Origin of the sequence: Asanoa ferruginea (genome assembly GCF_003387075.1) — a bacterium.
GTDB lineage: Bacteria > Actinomycetota > Actinomycetes > Mycobacteriales > Micromonosporaceae > Asanoa > Asanoa ferruginea.
On record NZ_QUMQ01000001.1, the window covers coordinates 2,032,899 to 2,049,744 of the forward strand.

A 16,846-nucleotide genomic window follows, 5' to 3' on the forward strand; every position below is an offset into this window, starting at 1 on the left:
GGTGGTGATCCGAGACACGCACTCGTTGTCCGTTGTATGGCCTAGAGCGAAGTTACGGTTTGACGGAAGACGAGAATGGGGGCTCTCGTGCGCATTTCCATCGCCGAGGCGCCTGCTGGCGAAGCGACCGTCGTGAAGCTGGCCGGTGAGCTCGGCGTCGACACGGCGGCCGAGCTCGCGGCGGCGATCGAGGATCTCCTCGCTCGCCCCACCCACCGCATCGTCATCGACCTGGCCCTGCTCGGCTTCTGCGACTCGATGGGCCTGTCCACGTTCCTCGACGCCCACCGCCGGTGCGAGGCCGAGGGTGGCTACCTCGCGCTCGCGGCGCCGTCACCGTTCATGAGCCGGTTGCTCGACGTGGTCGGCCTGCTCCGCCAGGTGCCCGCCTACGCCACGGTCGCCTCGGCTTGCGCGGGCGGCAAAGAAGGCCGGCTGGCCTAGCACTCATCCCCCGTATGCGGATTTTTCGGATACGGGCGACTACGGTGGAAGTAGTTATGGGATGAGGTGGGTCGCATGAGTCGGTCCGTTTCCACCAAGGGCACGCTGCCCGACGAGAAGCGCCACACCAGGATCGGCGGTTCGTGGATCATCCTGCTGATCGGCTTGATCCTGCTCGCCTTCCTCCTGGTCTTCGTGCTGCAAAACCTGGACAGCGTGCGCATCCACTTCCTGTCCGCCAACTTCACGATGCCGCTCGGCGTGGCCCTGCTGCTGGCCGCCATCGGAGGCGCACTGATCTGCGCGGTCCCGTTCGCGGCCCGGATCTTCCAGCTCCGCCGCGCGACCCGCCGCCCACGCAACATGCGGTGAGATCGCGCTAATTTGGCTGTATGGCAAAGGTTCTTTATACCGCCGAGGCCCACGTGGCCGGCGGGCGCACAAACGGGCACGGTCGCACCTCCGACGGCGCGCTGGAGGTCGACCTGCGCGCACCGGCCGAGATGGGCGGCGAGGGCGGCGGCACCAACCCCGAGCAACTCTTCGCCGTCGGCTACGCCGCGTGCTTCGAGTCGGCCCTGGCCGGCGCCGCCCGCCGGGCACACATCGAAGCCGGCGACGCGGAGATCGACTCCAAGGTCAGCCTGCTGCCCACCGGCACCGGCGGCTTCGTGCTGGCGGTCGAACTCGACGTCACGCTCCCCTCGATCACCGACGAGGCCCAGGCCGTCGACCTGGTCCGCACCGCGCACAGCATCTGCCCCTATTCGAACGCCACCCGCGGCAACATCGACGTCACCCTGACCGCCAACGGCAAGCCGGTCGAATAACGGCCGCCGGCCCCGACCGGGTCCGCGCCCGGTTGGGGTCTTTGGTCGTGACTTGTGCGGCAAAACCTCGGGAAGTTGTCGACCCTCGGCGCGCCGGTCTGTTGTACTCCACCTGTGTCCGCGATCGACCATCTCCTGCATGCCAACGAGGCATACGCCGCCAGGTTCGAAGGCGCCCGACCCCAACGTCCGAAGCTGAGGCTGGCGGTCGTCGCCTGCATGGACTCGCGGCTCGACCTGTTCGGCGCGCTCGGCCTCCAGATCGGCGACGCCCACCTGATCCGCAACGCGGGCGGGCTGCCGACCGAAGACGTGCTCCGCTCGCTCGCGGTCAGCCAGCACTCGCTCGGCACCCGCGAGGTCGTGGTGATCCACCACACCGAGTGCGGGATGGAAGGCTTCGACGACGACGCGTTCCGCCGGCGGCTGACCGACGACACCGGCGTCGCGCCGGAATGGAGCGTGCCGGGCTTCAGCGACATCCGCCTGACGGTGCGCAAGTCGATCTCCGTCGTGCGCGGTTGCCCCTGGCTGCCGCACCGCGACGACGTGCGCGGCTTCGTCTTCGATGTCGCCACCGCCCGCCTCGAAGAGGTCGAAGCCGACTAGCGCAGCTTCGGCAGCGCCTCCGTGGCGATCTTCTCCACCATCGCCGGGTTGTCGGTCCAGATCGGGTCGTACGGGCGCGGATGGTGGAAGACCAGGTCGGTGAAGCCGAGTTCGGCGTAGCGGCCGACCAGGTCGAGAAACGCCTCGACGCTCGACAGCGGGCGCTCGGGGCCGTTGTCGGCCAGCAGGATCCGGTCGATCGCCCGGCCCGACTCATCGAGCCGGGCCGCGTTCACCCGGATCGTCGCCTCCTCGCCTTCGGTGATCCACGCGTCGGCGTACCGGATGACGGTCTCCATGGTCTTGCGCCCACCGGCGGCGACCGCCAGTGGCAGGCGCGGGCGCTGCACACAGCCGGGCAGCATCCGCGCCTCGTCGACCGTGTAGAACTCGCCGGAATGCGACGCCGACGGCTCGCGGAGCAGGGTGTCGACGGTGCCGACGAACTCGTCGAGACGGCGGGCCCGCTCGCCCGGCGATAGCACCGACCCGCCCAGCACGGTCGCGTCGAAGCCGATGCCGCCCGCGCCGATGCCGAGGGTCAGCCGCCCCTCGCTGACGTGGTCGAGCGTCATCGCCTCCTTGGCCAGCGTCACCGGGTGACGGAAGTTGGGCGAGGAGACCATGGTGCCGAGGCGGATCCGCGAGGTCCGGGCCGCGATGCCGGTCAGCCACGGGATCGCGGCGTGCCAGGGCCGGTCGCGATAGCGGCGCCAGGACAGGTGGTCGTAGGTCCAGAGATGGTCGTAGCCCATCTCCTCGATCCGCCGCGCCAGCGCCACGCTCTCCGGCCAGGGGTCGGTCGGCAGCAGCAAAACACCGATTCGCACCCGCCGACCCTACCCAGTCACGCCGGATCGAGATCCTTGACGAAGATCCGGCAAAGATCAGGAACGACTTGCACGGTCCCATCGGGTACGTGCTCCTCGCGCCAGGTCTGCACGATGCCGTGCGCCCACTCGCGGTAGCCGAGCCGCTCGTACCAGCCGATCACCCGGTCGTTGTCGAGGTCGATCCCGGCTCCCAGCCGGCCCGCCATCCGCACCTCGTCGAGTTCCTCGGCCTCGCGCAGCAGCGCCTTGCCGCGCCCGTTGTTGCGCCGGCCGTCGACCACGTGCAGGCGGTGCACGAAAGGCACCCCGGGCAGGTGCTTGCGGACGATGTCCTCGTCAGCGGGTTCCCAGGTCACATAGACGGCGCCGATCGGGTCTTCGCCTTCCCAGGAGGTGAGCACGACGCCCTGGCGTTTCAGCCGCTGCCGGTAGAAGGCCGTCCGCTCCGGGCCGAGGACACGCTCGAGATAAAGCATGTCCTCAGCGGAAGCGGGCCGGATCTGCACATGGCAATGGTGCCGGCCAAAGGTGAAGTCGTGTCAGACCCGCGTTATGCGCGGATCATCACGACGGCCATTACGACCACGGCGCCAACCAACAGAGTGGCCGTGCCGAGCGCCGCGATGGCGATGCGGAGCAGTTGGACGGCGTTCGCGAAAGCCTCGCCGACCTGCCCGAAGAGCTTGACGGCCGCGATCATCACGAGCCCGATGACGACGGCGACGAAGGGAAGGGTGCCCAGGCCTGGATCCGGCCCTATCGAGTCCTTGGCCAGATTGGACAGAGCGGTTACCGTGGACATGACGGACTCCTCGCTTCAGACCCGCAGGAGCTTGCCGTTGCAGACACCCTCGGTTGCCGCCGAGGGTGTCTTTTCTTTCTTTGGAACAGCTGTCACAGCCAAAGTGACCCTGCTAGAGTTTCCTGCGGCTTCACCTCCTCTCGTTAAGATTCAGTAACGTCGCTTGTGGTTCAGCTTAAACTTCAGCATTGAGCTGAATCAAGGTGTTATCGTGCTGTAGACAGCACCGATCAGCGTGAATGTGGCATTCATTTGCCTTCATCCGTGCTGAGAGGCCAACTTCAGCGGTTCGCTGAAGTTGACTGAAGGAGAACGCGAATGGCTGGCGACGGCGACCCGGCGGAGGTGCTCGCACTGCGCCTTCGCGGTCTTCGCCTCACCGCCTGGCCCACGCCGGTGAAGCAACCGCAGCTCGCCAAGGCGCTCGGCGTCAGCGTCCCGCTCATCTCCTCCTGGGAGAGCCGCATCGGCCCGAAACCGCCGCCGGCCGAACGGCTCGCGTCCTACGCGCGCTTCTTCGCCACCCCGCGCTCGCTCACCAACGGCCGGGCCGTGCTGCACGACGATCTGTCGCCCGACGAGGAGCTGCGCCGCCAGCAGTTGGAAGACGAGCTGCTGAGCCTGCGGGCAGCCGCCGTCGGCCGGGCCACCGCGCCGCGGATCCCGAGCCAACTGAGCAACTGGCCGCCCGCCGCCGGGCCATGGCATTTCGCCGACGGCGCCCCCGTGACGATCGTCTGCGGCGAGCTGCCTCCCGAGCAGCGGGCGGACGCGACCTACACCGATCCCGAGAGCCCTGACTACGTCGAGCTCTACCGCCTCACCGACCTCGACTCGCTGGCCGAGCTGCACGGACACGTTCGGGCGGCGAACCCCGGCAGCGATGTCGGGTTCATCCGCGCGTCGTTGGTCACCCGGGACCACTTGACCACGCATCTGGTCCTGCTGGGAGGCGTCGACTTCAACAACGTGACCACAGCCGTGCTCGACTCGCTGGGCGTACCCGTCCGGCAGCAGACCCGGCTGATCGACGACCCTGACGACGAGGGTGCGTTCGAGGTTCGCGAGGGCAACGGTGCGTCGCACCGGCCGTCCATCCTGAAGGACGGCAAGCGTCGCATCCTGGTCGAAGACGTCGCTCACTTCTGTCGCGGCCAGAACCCATACAACGCTTTGAGGACCGTCACCGTGTGCAACGGCATGTTCGGTCGGGGAGTCTACGGCGCCGTACGCGCGCTCACCGACATACGCTTCCGCGACCGCAACGCCGGCTACGTGCGGGACCGGTTCCCCGGGAAGCAGACCTACAGCATTCTCGCGCGCGTCCAGGTGGTGAACGGCGAAGTGATCACGCCGGACTGGACGATCCCCGACAACGTGCTGCACGAGTGGTCCGCGTGAGCACCCAGCTGGCCGGCCGGCCGGCGCCCACCGTTCCCGCGCCGGCCCGCACGGCGCCGCGACACCACCCGTCGCACGCCAGCCTGCTGCACCGCGTCGACGACCAGACCAGCCGCCACGACCTCGACGCGATCATCGTGCCCACCGCACGGCAGACGCCCTACCTGCGTTTCGCACTGGCTCTGGGCAAGGAGCTCGACTGCCCGGTGGTCGCCCTGTGCAGCATCCGGGCCAGCGCCGACGCGGCCAACCGGGTGGCCCGGCAGTTGGGCGTCCGACTGATCGCGACCGACGTGCACGACCGGGTCACCCTGCCCACGTTCACCACCTCGACGCTGCTGGCCGACTCGCGGTTCGGCCGCAAGGGCGACCTGAGCCTCAAGCGCAACATCGGGCTGGCGCTGTCGAAGATGCTCGACTGGGACCGGATCGCGTTCCTCGACGACGACATCAGGTCGGTGCGCCCCGACGACATGCGGGCGGCCGCCGGGCTGCTCGACCGGTTCAGCATGGTCGGGCTGGGCAACGACGGCTATCCCGACAACTCGGTGGTCTGCCACGCGCTGCGCGCGATCGGCGACCCGCAGGAGACGTTCGTCGGCGGCGGCGCGATGGTGGTGCCGGTCGGCCGCACCAAGACCTTCTTCCCCGACATCTACAACGAGGACTGGTTCTTCCTCCTCGACGAGGAGGGCCTGAGCCGCACGGCGGTCACCGGGCGGATGGTCCAGGAGCCCTACGAGCCGTTCCGCACCACCGAACGCGCGCGGGCCGAGGAACTCGGCGACTGTCTGGCCGAGGGGATCTACGCGCTGCTCGACGACGGCGGCTCGGTGGCCGACGCCGACCTCGCCTTCTGGGCGGCGTTCCTGGAAGACCGGCGGACCATGGTGGACCGGATCATCGCCGCGCTCCCGGCGCGGTCCGGCCTCAGCGACGAGGAGAAGCGCCGGATCACCGAGTCGATGCGCGCCTCACACGGCCGGCGCCTGTTCATCACGCCCGAACTCTGCGTCGCCTACCTGCGAGCGCTCGCCACCGACCGCGACATCTGGCGCGGTTACCTCGAGACGCTGCCGAAGGGGCTCAGCCCGCGGGCCGCCCTGGCGCATCTCGGGCTCACGTCGACGCACATCCGCCTTCCGCGCTGACAGTCGCGCGGGTGACTCCCGTACCGGTGGATCGGGTCTAAGGTTTGGCCCGTGACTGACGTTCTGCTGCCGGCGCTGCCGGAAGACTGGGAGCGGGCCATGGCCGTGGCCGCGCACCCCGACGACATCGAATACGGCACCGCGTCCGCCATCGCGCGGTGGACGGCGCAGGGCAAGACGGTGACCTACCTGCTGGCCACCCGCGGCGAGGCGGGCATCGACTCGATGCGGCCCGAAGACGCGGCGCCCCTGCGCGAGCAGGAGGAGCGCGCCGGTGCGGCTGAGGTGGGCGTCAAGGTCGTCGAGTTCCTCGACAACCGCGACGGCGTCGTCGAATACAGCATGGCGCTGCGCCGCGACATCACCCGCTCGATCCGCCGGCACAAGCCCGACGTGATCCTGTCCGGCGCGTTCTCGATCCGCATGATCGGCGGGATGACCAACCAGGCCGACCACCGCGCCGTGGGCCTGGCCACCCTCGACGCGGCCCGCGACGCCGGCAACCGGTGGATCTTCCCGGAGCTGGAAGACGAGGGCCTCGAGCCGTGGAACGGCGTGCGGTTCGTCTGCTTCGCCGGCGCCGAGAAGCCGAGCCACGGCGTCGACATCACCGGCGAGCCGCTCCAGCGCGGCATCGCGTCGCTCGCGGCCCACGACGAATACACCAAGGGCCTGGGCGGCGCCGGTCCCGAGCCCGGACCGTTCCTGACCTGGATGGCGGGCATGGGCGGGCCGGCACTCGGCGTGCAGCACGCGGTCCTCTTCGACGTGCACGCACTTCGCTTCGAAGGCCCGCCGCCGTGGGCCCAGGGCGACCAGCCACCGGTCGTCACCGACATCTAGCACCTCAGCTGGCGGCCGGCGGACAACCTTTCCCGCCGGCTCCAGCCAATCTATCGTCGATATATGCATCGCTTCGCGTCGTCCCGCGGCGGCGGAGCGACACGCGAATATTGGGCTCCGCTGCGGGCAAGAGAGATTGCCATCGTCGTCGGCGTCATGTCGCCGGCCGTCGGCCCGGAGCCGTTCGGATTCGTCGGGTTCGGCGAGGCGCTGGCCATGCTGTCCTTACAGGAACACCTGGACAACGTCGTCGTGGCCCAGGCCGGAGAGGTGTCGGCGTTCAGGGCGCGAAACCTGGTCCTCTTAGGAGGCCCGGATCTGAACGCGGCTACTCGCTTCGCGATGCTTGGCGGTCAGGTCCCGGTTCGCTTCGGCTACGACCCAGTTCAGCTGTGCGTCGAGGAAGATGCCGCATACACGCCGGTCTTCCGGTCGGGCCGGTTGGCCCGAGACTACGGGTTCGTCGCTCGGGTCCCCAGCCCATTCGCTGATGAATGCACCGCTGTCCTCCTTGTCGGCATCTTCGGCGCGGCGACCTTGGCGGCTGCCCGCCTCGCCGCTTCCGCCGACGGCACGGCCAGCATGATGAGCGTCAACGGTGGACGATGCCTGACCGTCTTCAGTGTCGACGTCGACAGAAGCGGCGAAATCGCCGCGCCGAAGATCGAGCGGATCTGGGCCTTGGGCGAGACGTCAGCTTGATCCAAGGCTTTTCTACCTCTTGTGCGACTTGCCGCCTTCAACAAGGCCCTAGCGCGACACCCTCGTCACCGTGTAGAAACGGATCGATCTGTGAGAGCGCTCTCTCACTCCCGTCCCCGTTAGGCAGGTCGATGAGAACCGTCCGTCTCCTCGCAGCCGCCACCACTGCGGCCACGTTGACGGCTGCCGGCGTGTTCGCCATTCCCGGCAGCGCCGCCGCTCACCGCGGCGGGCCCGACTTCGGTCCGAACGTCTTCGTCTACGACCCCAGCACGCCCGCCGCCGAGATGCAGGCCAAGTTCGACGAACTGTTCGCGCAGCAAGAGAAAAACGAGATGGGCACCAACCGCTACGCCGTGCTCTTCAAGCCGGGCCACTACGACGTCAACGCCCGGCTCGGCTACTACACCACCGTTTCCGGGCTCGGCCGCTCACCGGCCGACGTCGACATCACCGGCGCGGTGCGGGTGGTCGGCCAGGTCAACCCCAACGTGCCGGGTGGCGTTTCGGCGCTGACCAACTTCTGGCGGTCGGCGGAGAACTTCACGGTCACCCCGACCGACTGGTCCAACCAGTGGGCGGTTTCCCAGGCGTCGCCGATGCGACGCGTACACGTGAAGGGGATCCTCTGGCTCGAGCCGGGCAACGGGGGCTATTCCAGTGGCGGGTTCATCGCCAACTCCAAGGTGGACGGCATCACCATCAACGGGTCGCAGCAGCAGTGGCTGACCCGCGACAGCGAGCTCGGTGACGCCTGGACCAACGGCGTCTGGAACCAGGTCTTCTCCGGCGTCACCGGTGCACCGCCGACCGGCTTCCCCAACCCGCCCTACACCACGCTGCCCAGCAGCCCGGTCACCCGCGAGAAGCCCTATCTCTTCGTCGACGAGAAGGGCAAATACCGGGTCTTCGTGCCGGCGCTGCAACACGACACGGCCGGCACCACGTGGGCCGACGGCAGCGAGCCCGGGTCATCGATCGACATCGACGACTTCTTCATCGCCAAGCCGACCGACAGCGCGGCGCGGATCAACCTGGCCCTCGCGCTGGGCAAGAACCTGCTGCTCACGCCCGGGGTCTACCACCTCGACCGGCCGCTGCGGGTGCTGCACAAGAACACCGTCGTGCTCGGGCTCGGCATGCCCAGCCTGGCACCCGACACCGGCGAGGCGGCGCTGAAGATCGCCGACGTCGACGGCGTCAAGGTGGCCGGCGTGCTGGTCGACGCCGGCGCCCGCAAGTCCGACACGCTGATCGAGGTCGGCTCCCGGTTCAGCCACTCCGACCACTCGCGGAACCCGACCTCGCTGCAGGACGTGTTCATCCGGGTCGGCGGTCCCTGGGTCGGCCAGGCGACGACCAGCCTGGTGGTCAACAGCGACGACACGATCCTGGAAAACATCTGGGCGTGGCGGGGCGACCACGGCAACGGCATCGGCTGGACGCAGAACACCGGCGACACGGGCGTCGTGGTCAACGGCGACGACGTCACGGCGTACGGCCTGTTCGTCGAGCACTACCAGAAGTGGCAGACGATCTGGAACGGCGAACGCGGCCGGACGATCTTCTATCAGAGCGAGCTGCCCTACGACCCGCCGAGCCAGGCGGCCTGGAACAGCCCGACCGGCAGCGGCTGGGCGTCCTACAAGGTCGGTCCGTCGGTGCGCAGCCACGAGGCCTGGGGGCTGGGCGTCTACTCCTACTTCAACCAGGGCGTCGACATCCGGGCGGCGCGCGGCATCGAGGTGCCCGACCGGCCGGGGGTGCGGTTCCACAACATGATCACCGTCTTCCTCGACGGCAGCGGCGGAATCGAGCGAACCATCAACGACGCGGGTACGCCGGTCGTCGGCTCGTTCGGCACGAGCACGCTGACGGAGTATCCGGGCTGATCCCGGCCAAAACGAAGGCCCGCGCCGAACCGGCGCGGGCCTTCGCTGTTCCCCCGAGTTAGACCGTGACGGCCTCGCGCTCCTCGGCTTCTTCGTCGATCGGCGCGGGCTGGTTCTTCACCCCCGGCAGCAGCCAGGCGGTGAAGACGGCGCCCAGTGCGGCCAGCCCGGCGCCGGCCAACAGCGCCACCTGGAAGCCGTCGGTGGCCGCGACCGCTGGCGCGTGGCCACTGGTCAGCGACGACGTGGTGGCCGCGGTCGCGATGGCGACCGTGATCGCCAGGCCGATCGCACCGCCGACCTGCTGGGTGGTGTTGATCAGACCGGACGCGAGGCCGGCCTCGTCACGCCGGGCACCGGCCGTGGCGGCCAGCGTGACCGGGATGAACATCAACGCGCCACCGACGCCGGCCAGCAACGTGGGCCCGAGAAGCTGGGTCCAGTAGCTGCCCCCGACGCTCAGGAGCGACAGCCAGACCAGCGACCCCGCGGTGATCAGCATGCCGATCAGCAGCGGCGTCTTGAACCCGAGTCGGGTGACCCAGCGCGAGGTCAGACCCGCGAACGCGATCAGCGAGATCGCGAACGGGAGCTGGCCGAAGCCCGCCTTGAGCGGGCTGTAGCCCCAGACCTGCTGCATGAACAGCGTCAACACGAAGAACGTCGGGAACACCGAGCCGGTGACCAGCAGCGCGATCAGGTTGGCGCCACGCAGCGTGGGCTGCTTGAAGATGTGCATCGGCACCAGCGGGTGCTTGGCCCGCGTCTCGATCACCACGAACGCGGCCAGCAGGGCGATCGCGATCGCGCCGGACGCGATGGTCTGCGCCGACAGCCAGCCGGCGTTGTTGCCGTCGACCAGCGCGTAGACGCCGAGTGCGAGACCACCGGTCACGCTGATCGCGCCCATCACATCGAAACCAGCGGCCGAGACCCGGTCCCGCGCGGCGGGCAGCAGTCGCGGTGCGAGCGCGAGCGCGGCGATGCCGATCGGCACGTTGACCCAGAGGACGGCCTCCCAGCCGATCCATTCGGTCAGCACACCGCCGAGGATCGAGCCGACCGCACCGCCGGCGCCGGCGACCGCGCCCCAGACGCCGAGCGCGCGGTTGCGCTCCGCGCCGGCGGCGAAGATCGTCATGAGCAGCGACAACGCGGCCGGTGCGACCAGCGCGGCGCCGAGGCCCTGTGCGGCCCGGGCGGTGATCAGCACGGCCGGGTCCTGCGCCAGCGCGCCGCCGAAGGACGCGACGACGAAGAGCCCGAGACCGATCATGAACATCCGGCGTCTGCCGAGGATGTCGCTGATCCGGCCGCCGAGCAGCAGGAAACCGCCGAAGGTGAGGGTGTAGGCGTTGGTGACCCAGGACAGCGAGTCCTGGTTGAAGTTGAGCTCCCGGCCGATCGACGGCAACGCGACGTTGACAATTGACGCGTCGAGGACCAGGACGAACTGGGTGACCGCGAGCAAGGCCAAGGCCCAGGTCTTGTGCGGTGTTGCTTGTTCCGCGCGACTCATCTGCGCGTTCCCCCCGAGGTTTGAAGTGGAAGTCGAATTCCGCTTCCGGTATGCTTCGAACCTACGGAATGAAGATTCCGGTTGTCAATCGGATTCGGTAGGATCGACGTGATGACCACCACAGCCGACCCCCGCACCCCTGGGGGGAAGACGCTCAGCCCCGTCCTGGCCGGGGCGGCCCGCCCCATGCGCGGCGACGCCGCCCGCAACCGCGCCCGGGTGCTCGATGCCGCCCGCGCCGCGTTCTCGGAAGACGGCGCCGAGGTGCAGATGGAGCAGATCGCCAGACGGGCCGGGGTCGGTGTCGGCACGCTCTACCGCAACTTCCCCACCAAGCAGGCCTTGATCGACGAGCTGGCACAGCGGTGGCTCGACGAGCGGGTCGAGATCGCCGACGAGGCGCTCGCGATGCCCGACCCGGCCGACGCGTTCGGCTGGTTCGTCCGCCGCACGGCCGAAGACATGGCCGGCGACGCGGGCCTGTGTCATCTGTTCAGCGACTACCCCGACAACGGCTGCCCGATCGAGAGCATCCTCGGCGAGCGCACGGAGCAGTTGCTCGCCCGCGCCCGAAACGCCGGCGCGGTCCGCGCCGACCTGAGCGTCAGCGACTTCCAGGCGATCCTGGGTGGGCTGTCCGCAGCGATCGCCCGCACCGAGAAGTGGGAGCTGTTCGCCGAAATGCTGATCACCGGGCTGCGCGCGCCCGCCGCACCCTGCCCCTAGGCTCTGCGGACCGAGATCCAGGGCGTGTGCAGGTCGAGGTAGCTCGGCTGACGCACCCGCAGGTGCTGCACCTCGGCCAGCGCCTTGGCCAGGTCAGCCGGGAGCGGTTTGCGCTCTCCCACACGGGCGTCGCGCTCGTTGGCGAAATAGACCGCCACCGTGTATTCGCCGTTGCCGTAGGTGCAGGCGGTGACGCCGAGCACCTCGGGACGGATCTCGGCCCACTTGCCGGTTTCCGCTACGAGCACCGTCAACGCGCGCACACGATCGCTTCCCTGCCCCTGCACGAGCTGCACGAACTTCGCGCTGTCGGGATCGCCCGGGTTGTCGGTGACGGCGTTGTCGGCGTCGTGGAAGGTGACTTCGCCGTCGAACAGCGGTGCCGTCCGCTCCCACCACTGGGCCTGCTCGGGACGGTCACTGTTGCGGTGGGCCGATGCCGCGTCGGTGAAACTGACCAGGCTGACGAAAACGCCGTCGTCGGTGACCCCGCTGGTCGTCCGCAACCAGCCTTCGGCGCCGGGCGCGACATCGCGTACCCACTCGTCGAGGGCCGCCTTGACCTGCTCGGCACCGCGCACGTGACCCTGGGTGATCTGGACGAACATGACGAGCCCCCTTAGGCGACGAGGTCGACGCGCATGGTGCAGTCGCGGGCGGAGCGGGCGACCATCTCTTTGACCCCGGACTGGCTGGCGTATTTCGCCCGGTAGGCGGCGTCGACCGCGGCCAGCGTCGGCTCGTCGGCGATGTCGGTGATCCCCGCCTGATAGCGCCGCGCGCCGTCGACGAACGCGGCCTGCCCGGTCCGGTGCGCGCGCCGATACCACTTCGAGTCGGGCCCGTAGCCGCTGCGGATGTAGGGCACCCCGTCGACGACGACCGCCCAGATCGGCGTCACCACCTCACCGCCAGCCCGCAACCCGGTCGCGATGCGGACGGTGTCGGTTTTCGCGAAATAGTCTAAAGCCGCCACATTCGCAAGGGTACGACCAGGAAAGGGCTCACCGCCCGAATGTGTGCAGGTTGGTGCTCCGGGAGCGGATCACCTGGGGCAGGTCCTCGAGGATCAGCGCGCCCGCCATGATCGCCAGGATCGCCACGAGCTGCGCGGTCGCGTCGATGTGGCCGATGAAGATGGTCAGCACGACCAGCGCCGCGGCGATCAGCCGGTGTGCCACGCCGCGCCAGAGCCGCAGCAGCGTCAGGAAGACGGCGTGGCCGATCATGAAGGCGGCGGCTCCGACCGCGAGGGCCACGGCGGCGTTCCACTTGAGCGGGTCGAAGGCCGCCGGGATCGCCTTCTTGATGCCGGCCGAGAAGAGCACGATCCCGATGATCATCGGGAAGTGGGCGTAGCCCCAACCCCACACCGCCACCCGGGCCTTGTGGACCGGATCCGCGATCCGCCTCAGCGCCTCGGCCGAGCGCTCGTCGTCGCCGGCGAAGTAGGCCCAGTAGAAGTAGTAGGCGACGCCGAGCCCGAGCAGGGCGACCAGCAACGACGAGCCGTCGAGTTCGACGCCGACGAAGCCGAGCCCGATCGAGACGATCGACTCACCGATCACAATGATCATGACGAGCCCGTGCCGCTCGACGAAGTGCCCGGCGATCAGCGCCAGGCCGCCGATCCGGCGGAGGTACGGAACGATCGACTGCACCACCAGCGCGCCGCCCCACCACGCGGCCCGGTGTTCCTCCGGAAGCAGGCCGCCGGCCAGCACCAGCCCGGCGGCAATCAGGTTGAGCGGCGCGAACCCGGTCGCGGCCCGGAACGCGTCAAGCCCGGCCGACCGCAGGAACAGCACGCTGTGCGCGACGCTGACGACCATGAAGCCCGCGCCGAACGCCCAGCCGTTGTCGCCGAACGCCTCGGGGATCGACAGCGCGATGATCAGGAACCCGGCCATGCCGACCAGCAACATGCTGCGGCGGAAGGTGCTGGTCGGCGCCACGGCGTTGGTGAGCCAGGCATAGCCCGAATACATCCACCAGATGATCCCCAGCATCAACACCGTCTCGCCGAACGTGCTCCAGCCGAGATGCTCGGCCAGCGCGTCGGTGAGCTGCGTGATCGTGAAGACGAAGACCAGGTCGAAGAAGAGCTCGAGGGTCGTGACCCGCACCGCGGGCTCGACGGGAGTCGGGTCCGTCACCCCGCGAATCCTAAGTGCTGCCTAGGTCAGGCCGGCATCCTGCGCTAGGAGGGCTACCTGGACCCGGTTGTTGAGGTCGAGCTTGGTCAGCATCCGGGTCATGTGTGCCTTGACCGTGGCCACGCTCATGAACAGCTCGGCACCGATCTCCGCATTGGACAGACCCCGGCCCACGGCGACCGCGACCTCGATCTCCCGCTCGCTCAGCCGGGCCAGCAGCTCACGGGAGCGGTTGCGGCGGGCGTCGGCCCCGTCGTCGGCGACGTGTGCGATCAGCCGGCGGGTCACCCGGGGCGACAGGATCGGCTCACCCGCGGCGACCCGGCGCACCGCCCGCACGATCTCGGCCGGCGGGGTGTCCTTGAGCAGGAAGCCGCTGGCGCCGGCCCGCAGCGCGCGCAGCACGTACTCGTCGGCTTCGAAGGTCGTCAGCACCAGCACCTCGGGCGCGCCCGCCACCCGGCGCAGCCGCTCGGTCGCGGTCAGGCCGTCCATCTTCGGCATCCGGATGTCCATCAGCACGACGTCGGGCGAGACCGCCGCCACCGCGGCCGCGACCTCGGAGCCGTCGGCCGCCTCGCCGACCACGCTCAGCTCCGCGGTGCCACCGAGGATCATCGACAGGCCGGCGCGGACCAGCGGGTCATCGTCGACGATCAGGACACGCACGGGGTTGTCGGTCATGCCGGCCACGGTAGCCAGGCGCGCAGCTCGAAGTCGCCCGTGTCGGTGCGGCCGTGGGTCAGCCGGCCACCGGCCAGCCCGGCCCGCTCGACCAGACCGACGATGCCCGTGCCGGTGCCCGGAATCGTCGCGGCCGCGCCCACCGGCGCCGGGTTGCGCACGGAGACGGTCAGGCCGCTGCCGGCCGTACCCTCGAAATGGATGTCGACCAGCACGCCCGCGGCGTGCTTACGGGCATTGGTCAAACCCTCCTGGACGATGCGGTACGCGTTGCGCCCGACCGCCGCCGGCACCGCGTCGAGGTCGTCGACCCGGCAGTCGACCCGCACCTTCATCCCAGCGCCGCGCGATTCCTCGATCAGGGCCGGCACGTCGGCCAGCGTCGGCTGCGGCCGGATCGGCTCGCCGTCTTCCTCGCGCAGCACGCCGATCACCTCGCGCAGGTCCTGCAACGCCTGGTGCGCGCTGGCCCGGATGACCGACGCGGCCCTGGCGATCTCCTCGGACGGTGCGTCGGGACGGATCTCCAGTGCGCCGGCGTGCAGGCTGAGCAACGAGATCCGGTGTGCCAGCACGTCGTGCATCTCGCGGGCGATCCGGGCGCGTTCGAGGTGTTGCGCCTGCGACACCCGCAACTGTTGCTCGGACTCGGCCCGCACGGCCCGGTCGTGCAGCGAGACCACGAGCTGGCGGCGCGCCCGGACGAACATCCCCCACGCGAACACCGCGACCGTCGTCAGCACGGCGAACGCGGTGACCAGCCAGTAGGGCAGGTCCGGATCCGGCCGCCAGGCCAGGAAGATCGGCGTGGTGGCGGCGCTGAGCAGCGCGATCGGGCCGGAGATGCCGATCCGGCGATGCACGGCGACGGTGAACAGCGTGACCAGGCCGGCGGTCGCGGCGGTCAGTGACACCCCGCCGACCGGAACCATGATCAACGCGGTCGCGACCGGCCAGCGGCGGCGGAACCAGAGCAGGAAGGGCGACGCCGCACCCAAGGCGATGTCGAGCCAGCGGGCCGTGCTGGAGAGGCTGTCGTCGTTCCACACGCTGGCGCTGAAGAGGCCGACCGTGACGACCGCCACCACGAAGATGATCGAGTCGACGACCCAGTCGCGGGTGGATCGCCGGCGGGCCGGACGCTCCGCGTCGACGGTTTGGAGGAGCCCACCCGGCAGCAGGGACGGAATGTCCGGACCGACCCGGGTTGCCGCACTCATGAGCAAAGGGTACGAGCCAATCGGCACGATCGGCATGCGACCAAAGTCGGTATCGGTCGGCGACCTTCGGCGCGTGCTATCGACCTTGGCCCGACGCGCTGGACCACCTGGCGACCGCAGGATTGTCGGCATGATCAGTGTGACCAGCTTGACGAAGCGCTACGGGGCGCACACGGCCGTCAACGACGTGTCGTTCGAGTGCGCCCCCGGCACCGTGACCGGTTTCCTCGGCCCCAACGGCGCCGGCAAGTCGACCACGATGCGGATGATCACCGGGCTCACCCCGCCCACCGCCGGCGCCTCGATGGTCGCCGGGCGGCCCTACCGGCAGCTACCCAACCCCGGCCGCGAGGTCGGCGTGCTGCTCGATGCCTCGGCGCAGCACCCCGGCCGGACCGGACGCGAGGTCCTCACCCTGTCGGCCCGCACGCAGGGGGTGGGCTCGGCCCGGGTGGAGGAACTGCTGTCGCTGGTTGGCCTGTCCGGGCCGGCGGCGACCCGCCGGGTACGCGGCTACTCGCTCGGCATGCGGCAGCGGCTCGGCATCGCGCACGCGTTCCTCGGCGACCCGCGGGTGCTGATCCTGGACGAGCCGGCCAACGGGCTCGACCCGGAAGGCATCTTCTGGATGCGCGGCCTGCTGCGTGACTTCGCCGACCGGGGCGGCACCGTGTTGCTCTCGTCACACCTGCTGCGCGAGGTGGAGGCGGTCGCGGATCGACTCGTGGTTATCGGGGGCGGTCGAATCGTGGCCAACGGCACCAAAGCGGAGCTGCTCGCCGGCGGCGGGCTCCGGGTGCGGGCGCTGGACCCGGCCACCCTCCAGAAGGCGCTGGAGCGGGCCGGCCTGCCCGTGACCGCGGGCGCCGACGGCGCGCTGACCGTGCAGGCCGAGGCGGAAGCGGTCGGGCAGGTGGCGGCGAGCATCTCGGCGGTGCTGCTGGAACTGCGCCCGGTGGACACCGGCGGCCTCGAAGAGCTGTTCCTGACCCTGACCGCCGGCGAGTCCAAGGAGACCGCGCGATGACCGCCAC

General features: G+C 69.5%; 20 protein-coding genes. 11 read left to right on the forward strand and 9 right to left on the reverse strand.

Annotation, left to right across the window (positions count from 1 at the left end):
• Window positions 1–87: 87 nt before the first annotated feature.
• The 4 genes from DFJ67_RS09745 (at window position 88) to DFJ67_RS09760 (ending at window position 1,883) form a co-directional block, all read left to right on the forward strand.
• Complete coding sequence (locus tag DFJ67_RS09745) at window positions 88–444, forward strand: STAS domain-containing protein (RefSeq protein ID WP_239097152.1); 357 nt, start codon at window positions 88–90, stop codon at window positions 442–444.
• 75 nt (window positions 445–519) lie between these two features.
• Window positions 520–816, forward strand: a complete 297-nt coding sequence (locus DFJ67_RS09750) for a LapA family protein (RefSeq protein WP_116067589.1) — start codon at window positions 520–522, stop codon at window positions 814–816.
• 20 nt (window positions 817–836) lie between these two features.
• Window positions 837–1,274 (forward strand): organic hydroperoxide resistance protein, encoded by a 438-nt coding sequence (locus DFJ67_RS09755; protein ID WP_116067590.1) that lies wholly within the window; start codon window positions 837–839, stop codon window positions 1,272–1,274.
• Between the two features lie 114 nt (window positions 1,275–1,388).
• Window positions 1,389–1,883, forward strand: coding sequence for a beta-class carbonic anhydrase (locus DFJ67_RS09760; RefSeq protein WP_239097151.1), 495 nt, complete (start codon window positions 1,389–1,391; stop codon window positions 1,881–1,883).
• Here the strand turns inward: DFJ67_RS09760 and DFJ67_RS09765 are convergent.
• The 3 genes from DFJ67_RS09765 to DFJ67_RS09775 all read right to left on the reverse strand — a co-directional run bounded on the left by DFJ67_RS09765 (window position 1,880) and on the right by DFJ67_RS09775 (window position 3,518).
• Window positions 1,880–2,713, reverse strand: a complete 834-nt coding sequence (locus DFJ67_RS09765; protein ID WP_116067591.1) for an LLM class flavin-dependent oxidoreductase — start codon at window positions 2,711–2,713, stop codon at window positions 1,880–1,882. The two genes, DFJ67_RS09760 and DFJ67_RS09765, sit on opposite strands and share 4 nt — an antisense overlap.
• Before the next feature lie 17 nt (window positions 2,714–2,730).
• On the reverse strand, window positions 2,731–3,192 hold the full coding sequence (locus tag DFJ67_RS09770; protein ID WP_116067592.1) for a GNAT family N-acetyltransferase: 462 nt from the start codon (window positions 3,190–3,192) through the stop codon (window positions 2,731–2,733).
• Window positions 3,193–3,266: 74 nt separating this feature from the next.
• Window positions 3,267–3,518, reverse strand: coding sequence for a hypothetical protein (locus tag DFJ67_RS09775; protein ID WP_116067593.1), 252 nt, complete (start codon window positions 3,516–3,518; stop codon window positions 3,267–3,269).
• Window positions 3,519–3,836: 318 nt separating this feature from the next.
• Between DFJ67_RS09775 and DFJ67_RS09780 the strand changes: the two genes are divergently transcribed.
• From DFJ67_RS09780 to DFJ67_RS09800, 5 genes are all read left to right on the forward strand, one after another.
• Window positions 3,837–4,919, forward strand: coding sequence for a helix-turn-helix domain-containing protein (locus tag DFJ67_RS09780; protein ID WP_116067594.1), 1,083 nt, complete (start codon window positions 3,837–3,839; stop codon window positions 4,917–4,919).
• Entirely contained in the window at window positions 4,916–6,070 is a 1,155-nt protein-coding gene (locus tag DFJ67_RS09785) for a hypothetical protein (RefSeq protein WP_147315471.1), read from the forward strand. The genes DFJ67_RS09780 and DFJ67_RS09785 overlap by 4 nt, the downstream gene beginning before the upstream one ends.
• Window positions 6,071–6,121: 51 nt before the next feature.
• Window positions 6,122–6,913, forward strand: coding sequence for a PIG-L deacetylase family protein (locus DFJ67_RS09790; RefSeq protein ID WP_239097150.1), 792 nt, complete (start codon window positions 6,122–6,124; stop codon window positions 6,911–6,913).
• 63 nt (window positions 6,914–6,976) lie between these two features.
• Window positions 6,977–7,615, forward strand: coding sequence for a hypothetical protein (locus tag DFJ67_RS09795; protein ID WP_147315472.1), 639 nt, complete (start codon window positions 6,977–6,979; stop codon window positions 7,613–7,615).
• 131 nt (window positions 7,616–7,746) lie between these two features.
• Window positions 7,747–9,507 (forward strand): pectate lyase-like domain-containing protein, encoded by a 1,761-nt coding sequence (locus DFJ67_RS09800; RefSeq protein ID WP_116067597.1) that lies wholly within the window; start codon window positions 7,747–7,749, stop codon window positions 9,505–9,507.
• 58 nt (window positions 9,508–9,565) lie between these two features.
• Here DFJ67_RS09800 and DFJ67_RS09805 read toward each other — a convergent pair whose 3' ends face one another.
• The gene (locus DFJ67_RS09805) at window positions 9,566–11,026 is read right to left on the reverse strand and encodes an MFS transporter (RefSeq protein WP_116067598.1); all 1,461 of its coding nucleotides are present in this window, start codon (window positions 11,024–11,026) and stop codon (window positions 9,566–9,568) included.
• Between the two features lie 111 nt (window positions 11,027–11,137).
• On the opposite strand from DFJ67_RS09805, the gene DFJ67_RS09810 reads away from it, so the two are divergent.
• Window positions 11,138–11,752 (forward strand): TetR/AcrR family transcriptional regulator, encoded by a 615-nt coding sequence (locus tag DFJ67_RS09810; RefSeq protein WP_116067599.1) that lies wholly within the window; start codon window positions 11,138–11,140, stop codon window positions 11,750–11,752.
• Here the strand turns inward: DFJ67_RS09810 and DFJ67_RS09815 are convergent.
• Genes DFJ67_RS09815 through DFJ67_RS09835 form a run of 5 tightly spaced genes read right to left on the reverse strand, consistent with a single transcriptional unit; the run spans window position 11,749 to window position 15,812 of the window.
• Complete coding sequence (locus DFJ67_RS09815; RefSeq protein WP_116067600.1) at window positions 11,749–12,360, reverse strand: hypothetical protein; 612 nt, start codon at window positions 12,358–12,360, stop codon at window positions 11,749–11,751. The genes DFJ67_RS09810 and DFJ67_RS09815 overlap by 4 nt on opposite strands.
• An 11-nt stretch (window positions 12,361–12,371) precedes the next feature.
• A complete protein-coding gene (locus DFJ67_RS09820) occupies window positions 12,372–12,728 on the reverse strand; it encodes a DUF2255 family protein (RefSeq protein ID WP_116067601.1) in 357 nt (118 codons plus the stop codon).
• Between the two features lie 28 nt (window positions 12,729–12,756).
• On the reverse strand, window positions 12,757–13,908 hold the full coding sequence (locus DFJ67_RS09825) for a low temperature requirement protein A (protein WP_116067602.1): 1,152 nt from the start codon (window positions 13,906–13,908) through the stop codon (window positions 12,757–12,759).
• A 21-nt stretch (window positions 13,909–13,929) separates the two neighbouring features.
• Window positions 13,930–14,592 carry a response regulator gene (locus DFJ67_RS09830; protein ID WP_116075967.1) on the reverse strand — a complete coding sequence of 221 codons (663 nt, stop codon included), beginning with the start codon at window positions 14,590–14,592 and terminating at the stop codon, window positions 13,930–13,932.
• Complete coding sequence (locus DFJ67_RS09835; RefSeq protein ID WP_116067603.1) at window positions 14,589–15,812, reverse strand: sensor histidine kinase; 1,224 nt, start codon at window positions 15,810–15,812, stop codon at window positions 14,589–14,591. Before DFJ67_RS09835 ends, DFJ67_RS09830 begins: the two co-directional genes overlap by 4 nt.
• A gap of 130 nt (window positions 15,813–15,942) precedes the next feature.
• Here DFJ67_RS09835 and DFJ67_RS09840 point away from each other — a divergent pair, with 130 nt between their 5' ends.
• Complete coding sequence (locus DFJ67_RS09840; protein WP_116067604.1) at window positions 15,943–16,839, forward strand: ABC transporter ATP-binding protein; 897 nt, start codon at window positions 15,943–15,945, stop codon at window positions 16,837–16,839.
• Window positions 16,840–16,846: the final 7 nt, after the last annotated feature.

Coding starts and splice junctions, on each gene's coding strand:
- DFJ67_RS09835 (WP_116067603.1), bottom strand. CDS start 15,812: ATGAGTGCGGCAACCCGGGTCGGTCCGGACATTCCGTCCCTGCTGCCG.
- DFJ67_RS09780 (WP_116067594.1), top strand. CDS start 3,837: ATGGCTGGCGACGGCGACCCGGCGGAGGTGCTCGCACTGCGCCTTCGC.
- DFJ67_RS09775 (WP_116067593.1), bottom strand. CDS start 3,518: ATGTCCACGGTAACCGCTCTGTCCAATCTGGCCAAGGACTCGATAGGG.
- DFJ67_RS09830 (WP_116075967.1), bottom strand. CDS start 14,592: ATGACCGACAACCCCGTGCGTGTCCTGATCGTCGACGATGACCCGCTG.
- DFJ67_RS09800 (WP_116067597.1), top strand. CDS start 7,747: ATGAGAACCGTCCGTCTCCTCGCAGCCGCCACCACTGCGGCCACGTTG.
- DFJ67_RS09805 (WP_116067598.1), bottom strand. CDS start 11,026: ATGAGTCGCGCGGAACAAGCAACACCGCACAAGACCTGGGCCTTGGCC.
- DFJ67_RS09810 (WP_116067599.1), top strand. CDS start 11,138: ATGACCACCACAGCCGACCCCCGCACCCCTGGGGGGAAGACGCTCAGC.
- DFJ67_RS09795 (WP_147315472.1), top strand. CDS start 6,977: ATGCATCGCTTCGCGTCGTCCCGCGGCGGCGGAGCGACACGCGAATAT.
- DFJ67_RS09840 (WP_116067604.1), top strand. CDS start 15,943: ATGATCAGTGTGACCAGCTTGACGAAGCGCTACGGGGCGCACACGGCC.
- DFJ67_RS09770 (WP_116067592.1), bottom strand. CDS start 3,192: ATGCTTTATCTCGAGCGTGTCCTCGGCCCGGAGCGGACGGCCTTCTAC.
- DFJ67_RS09755 (WP_116067590.1), top strand. CDS start 837: ATGGCAAAGGTTCTTTATACCGCCGAGGCCCACGTGGCCGGCGGGCGC.
- DFJ67_RS09815 (WP_116067600.1), bottom strand. CDS start 12,360: ATGTTCGTCCAGATCACCCAGGGTCACGTGCGCGGTGCCGAGCAGGTC.
- DFJ67_RS09750 (WP_116067589.1), top strand. CDS start 520: ATGAGTCGGTCCGTTTCCACCAAGGGCACGCTGCCCGACGAGAAGCGC.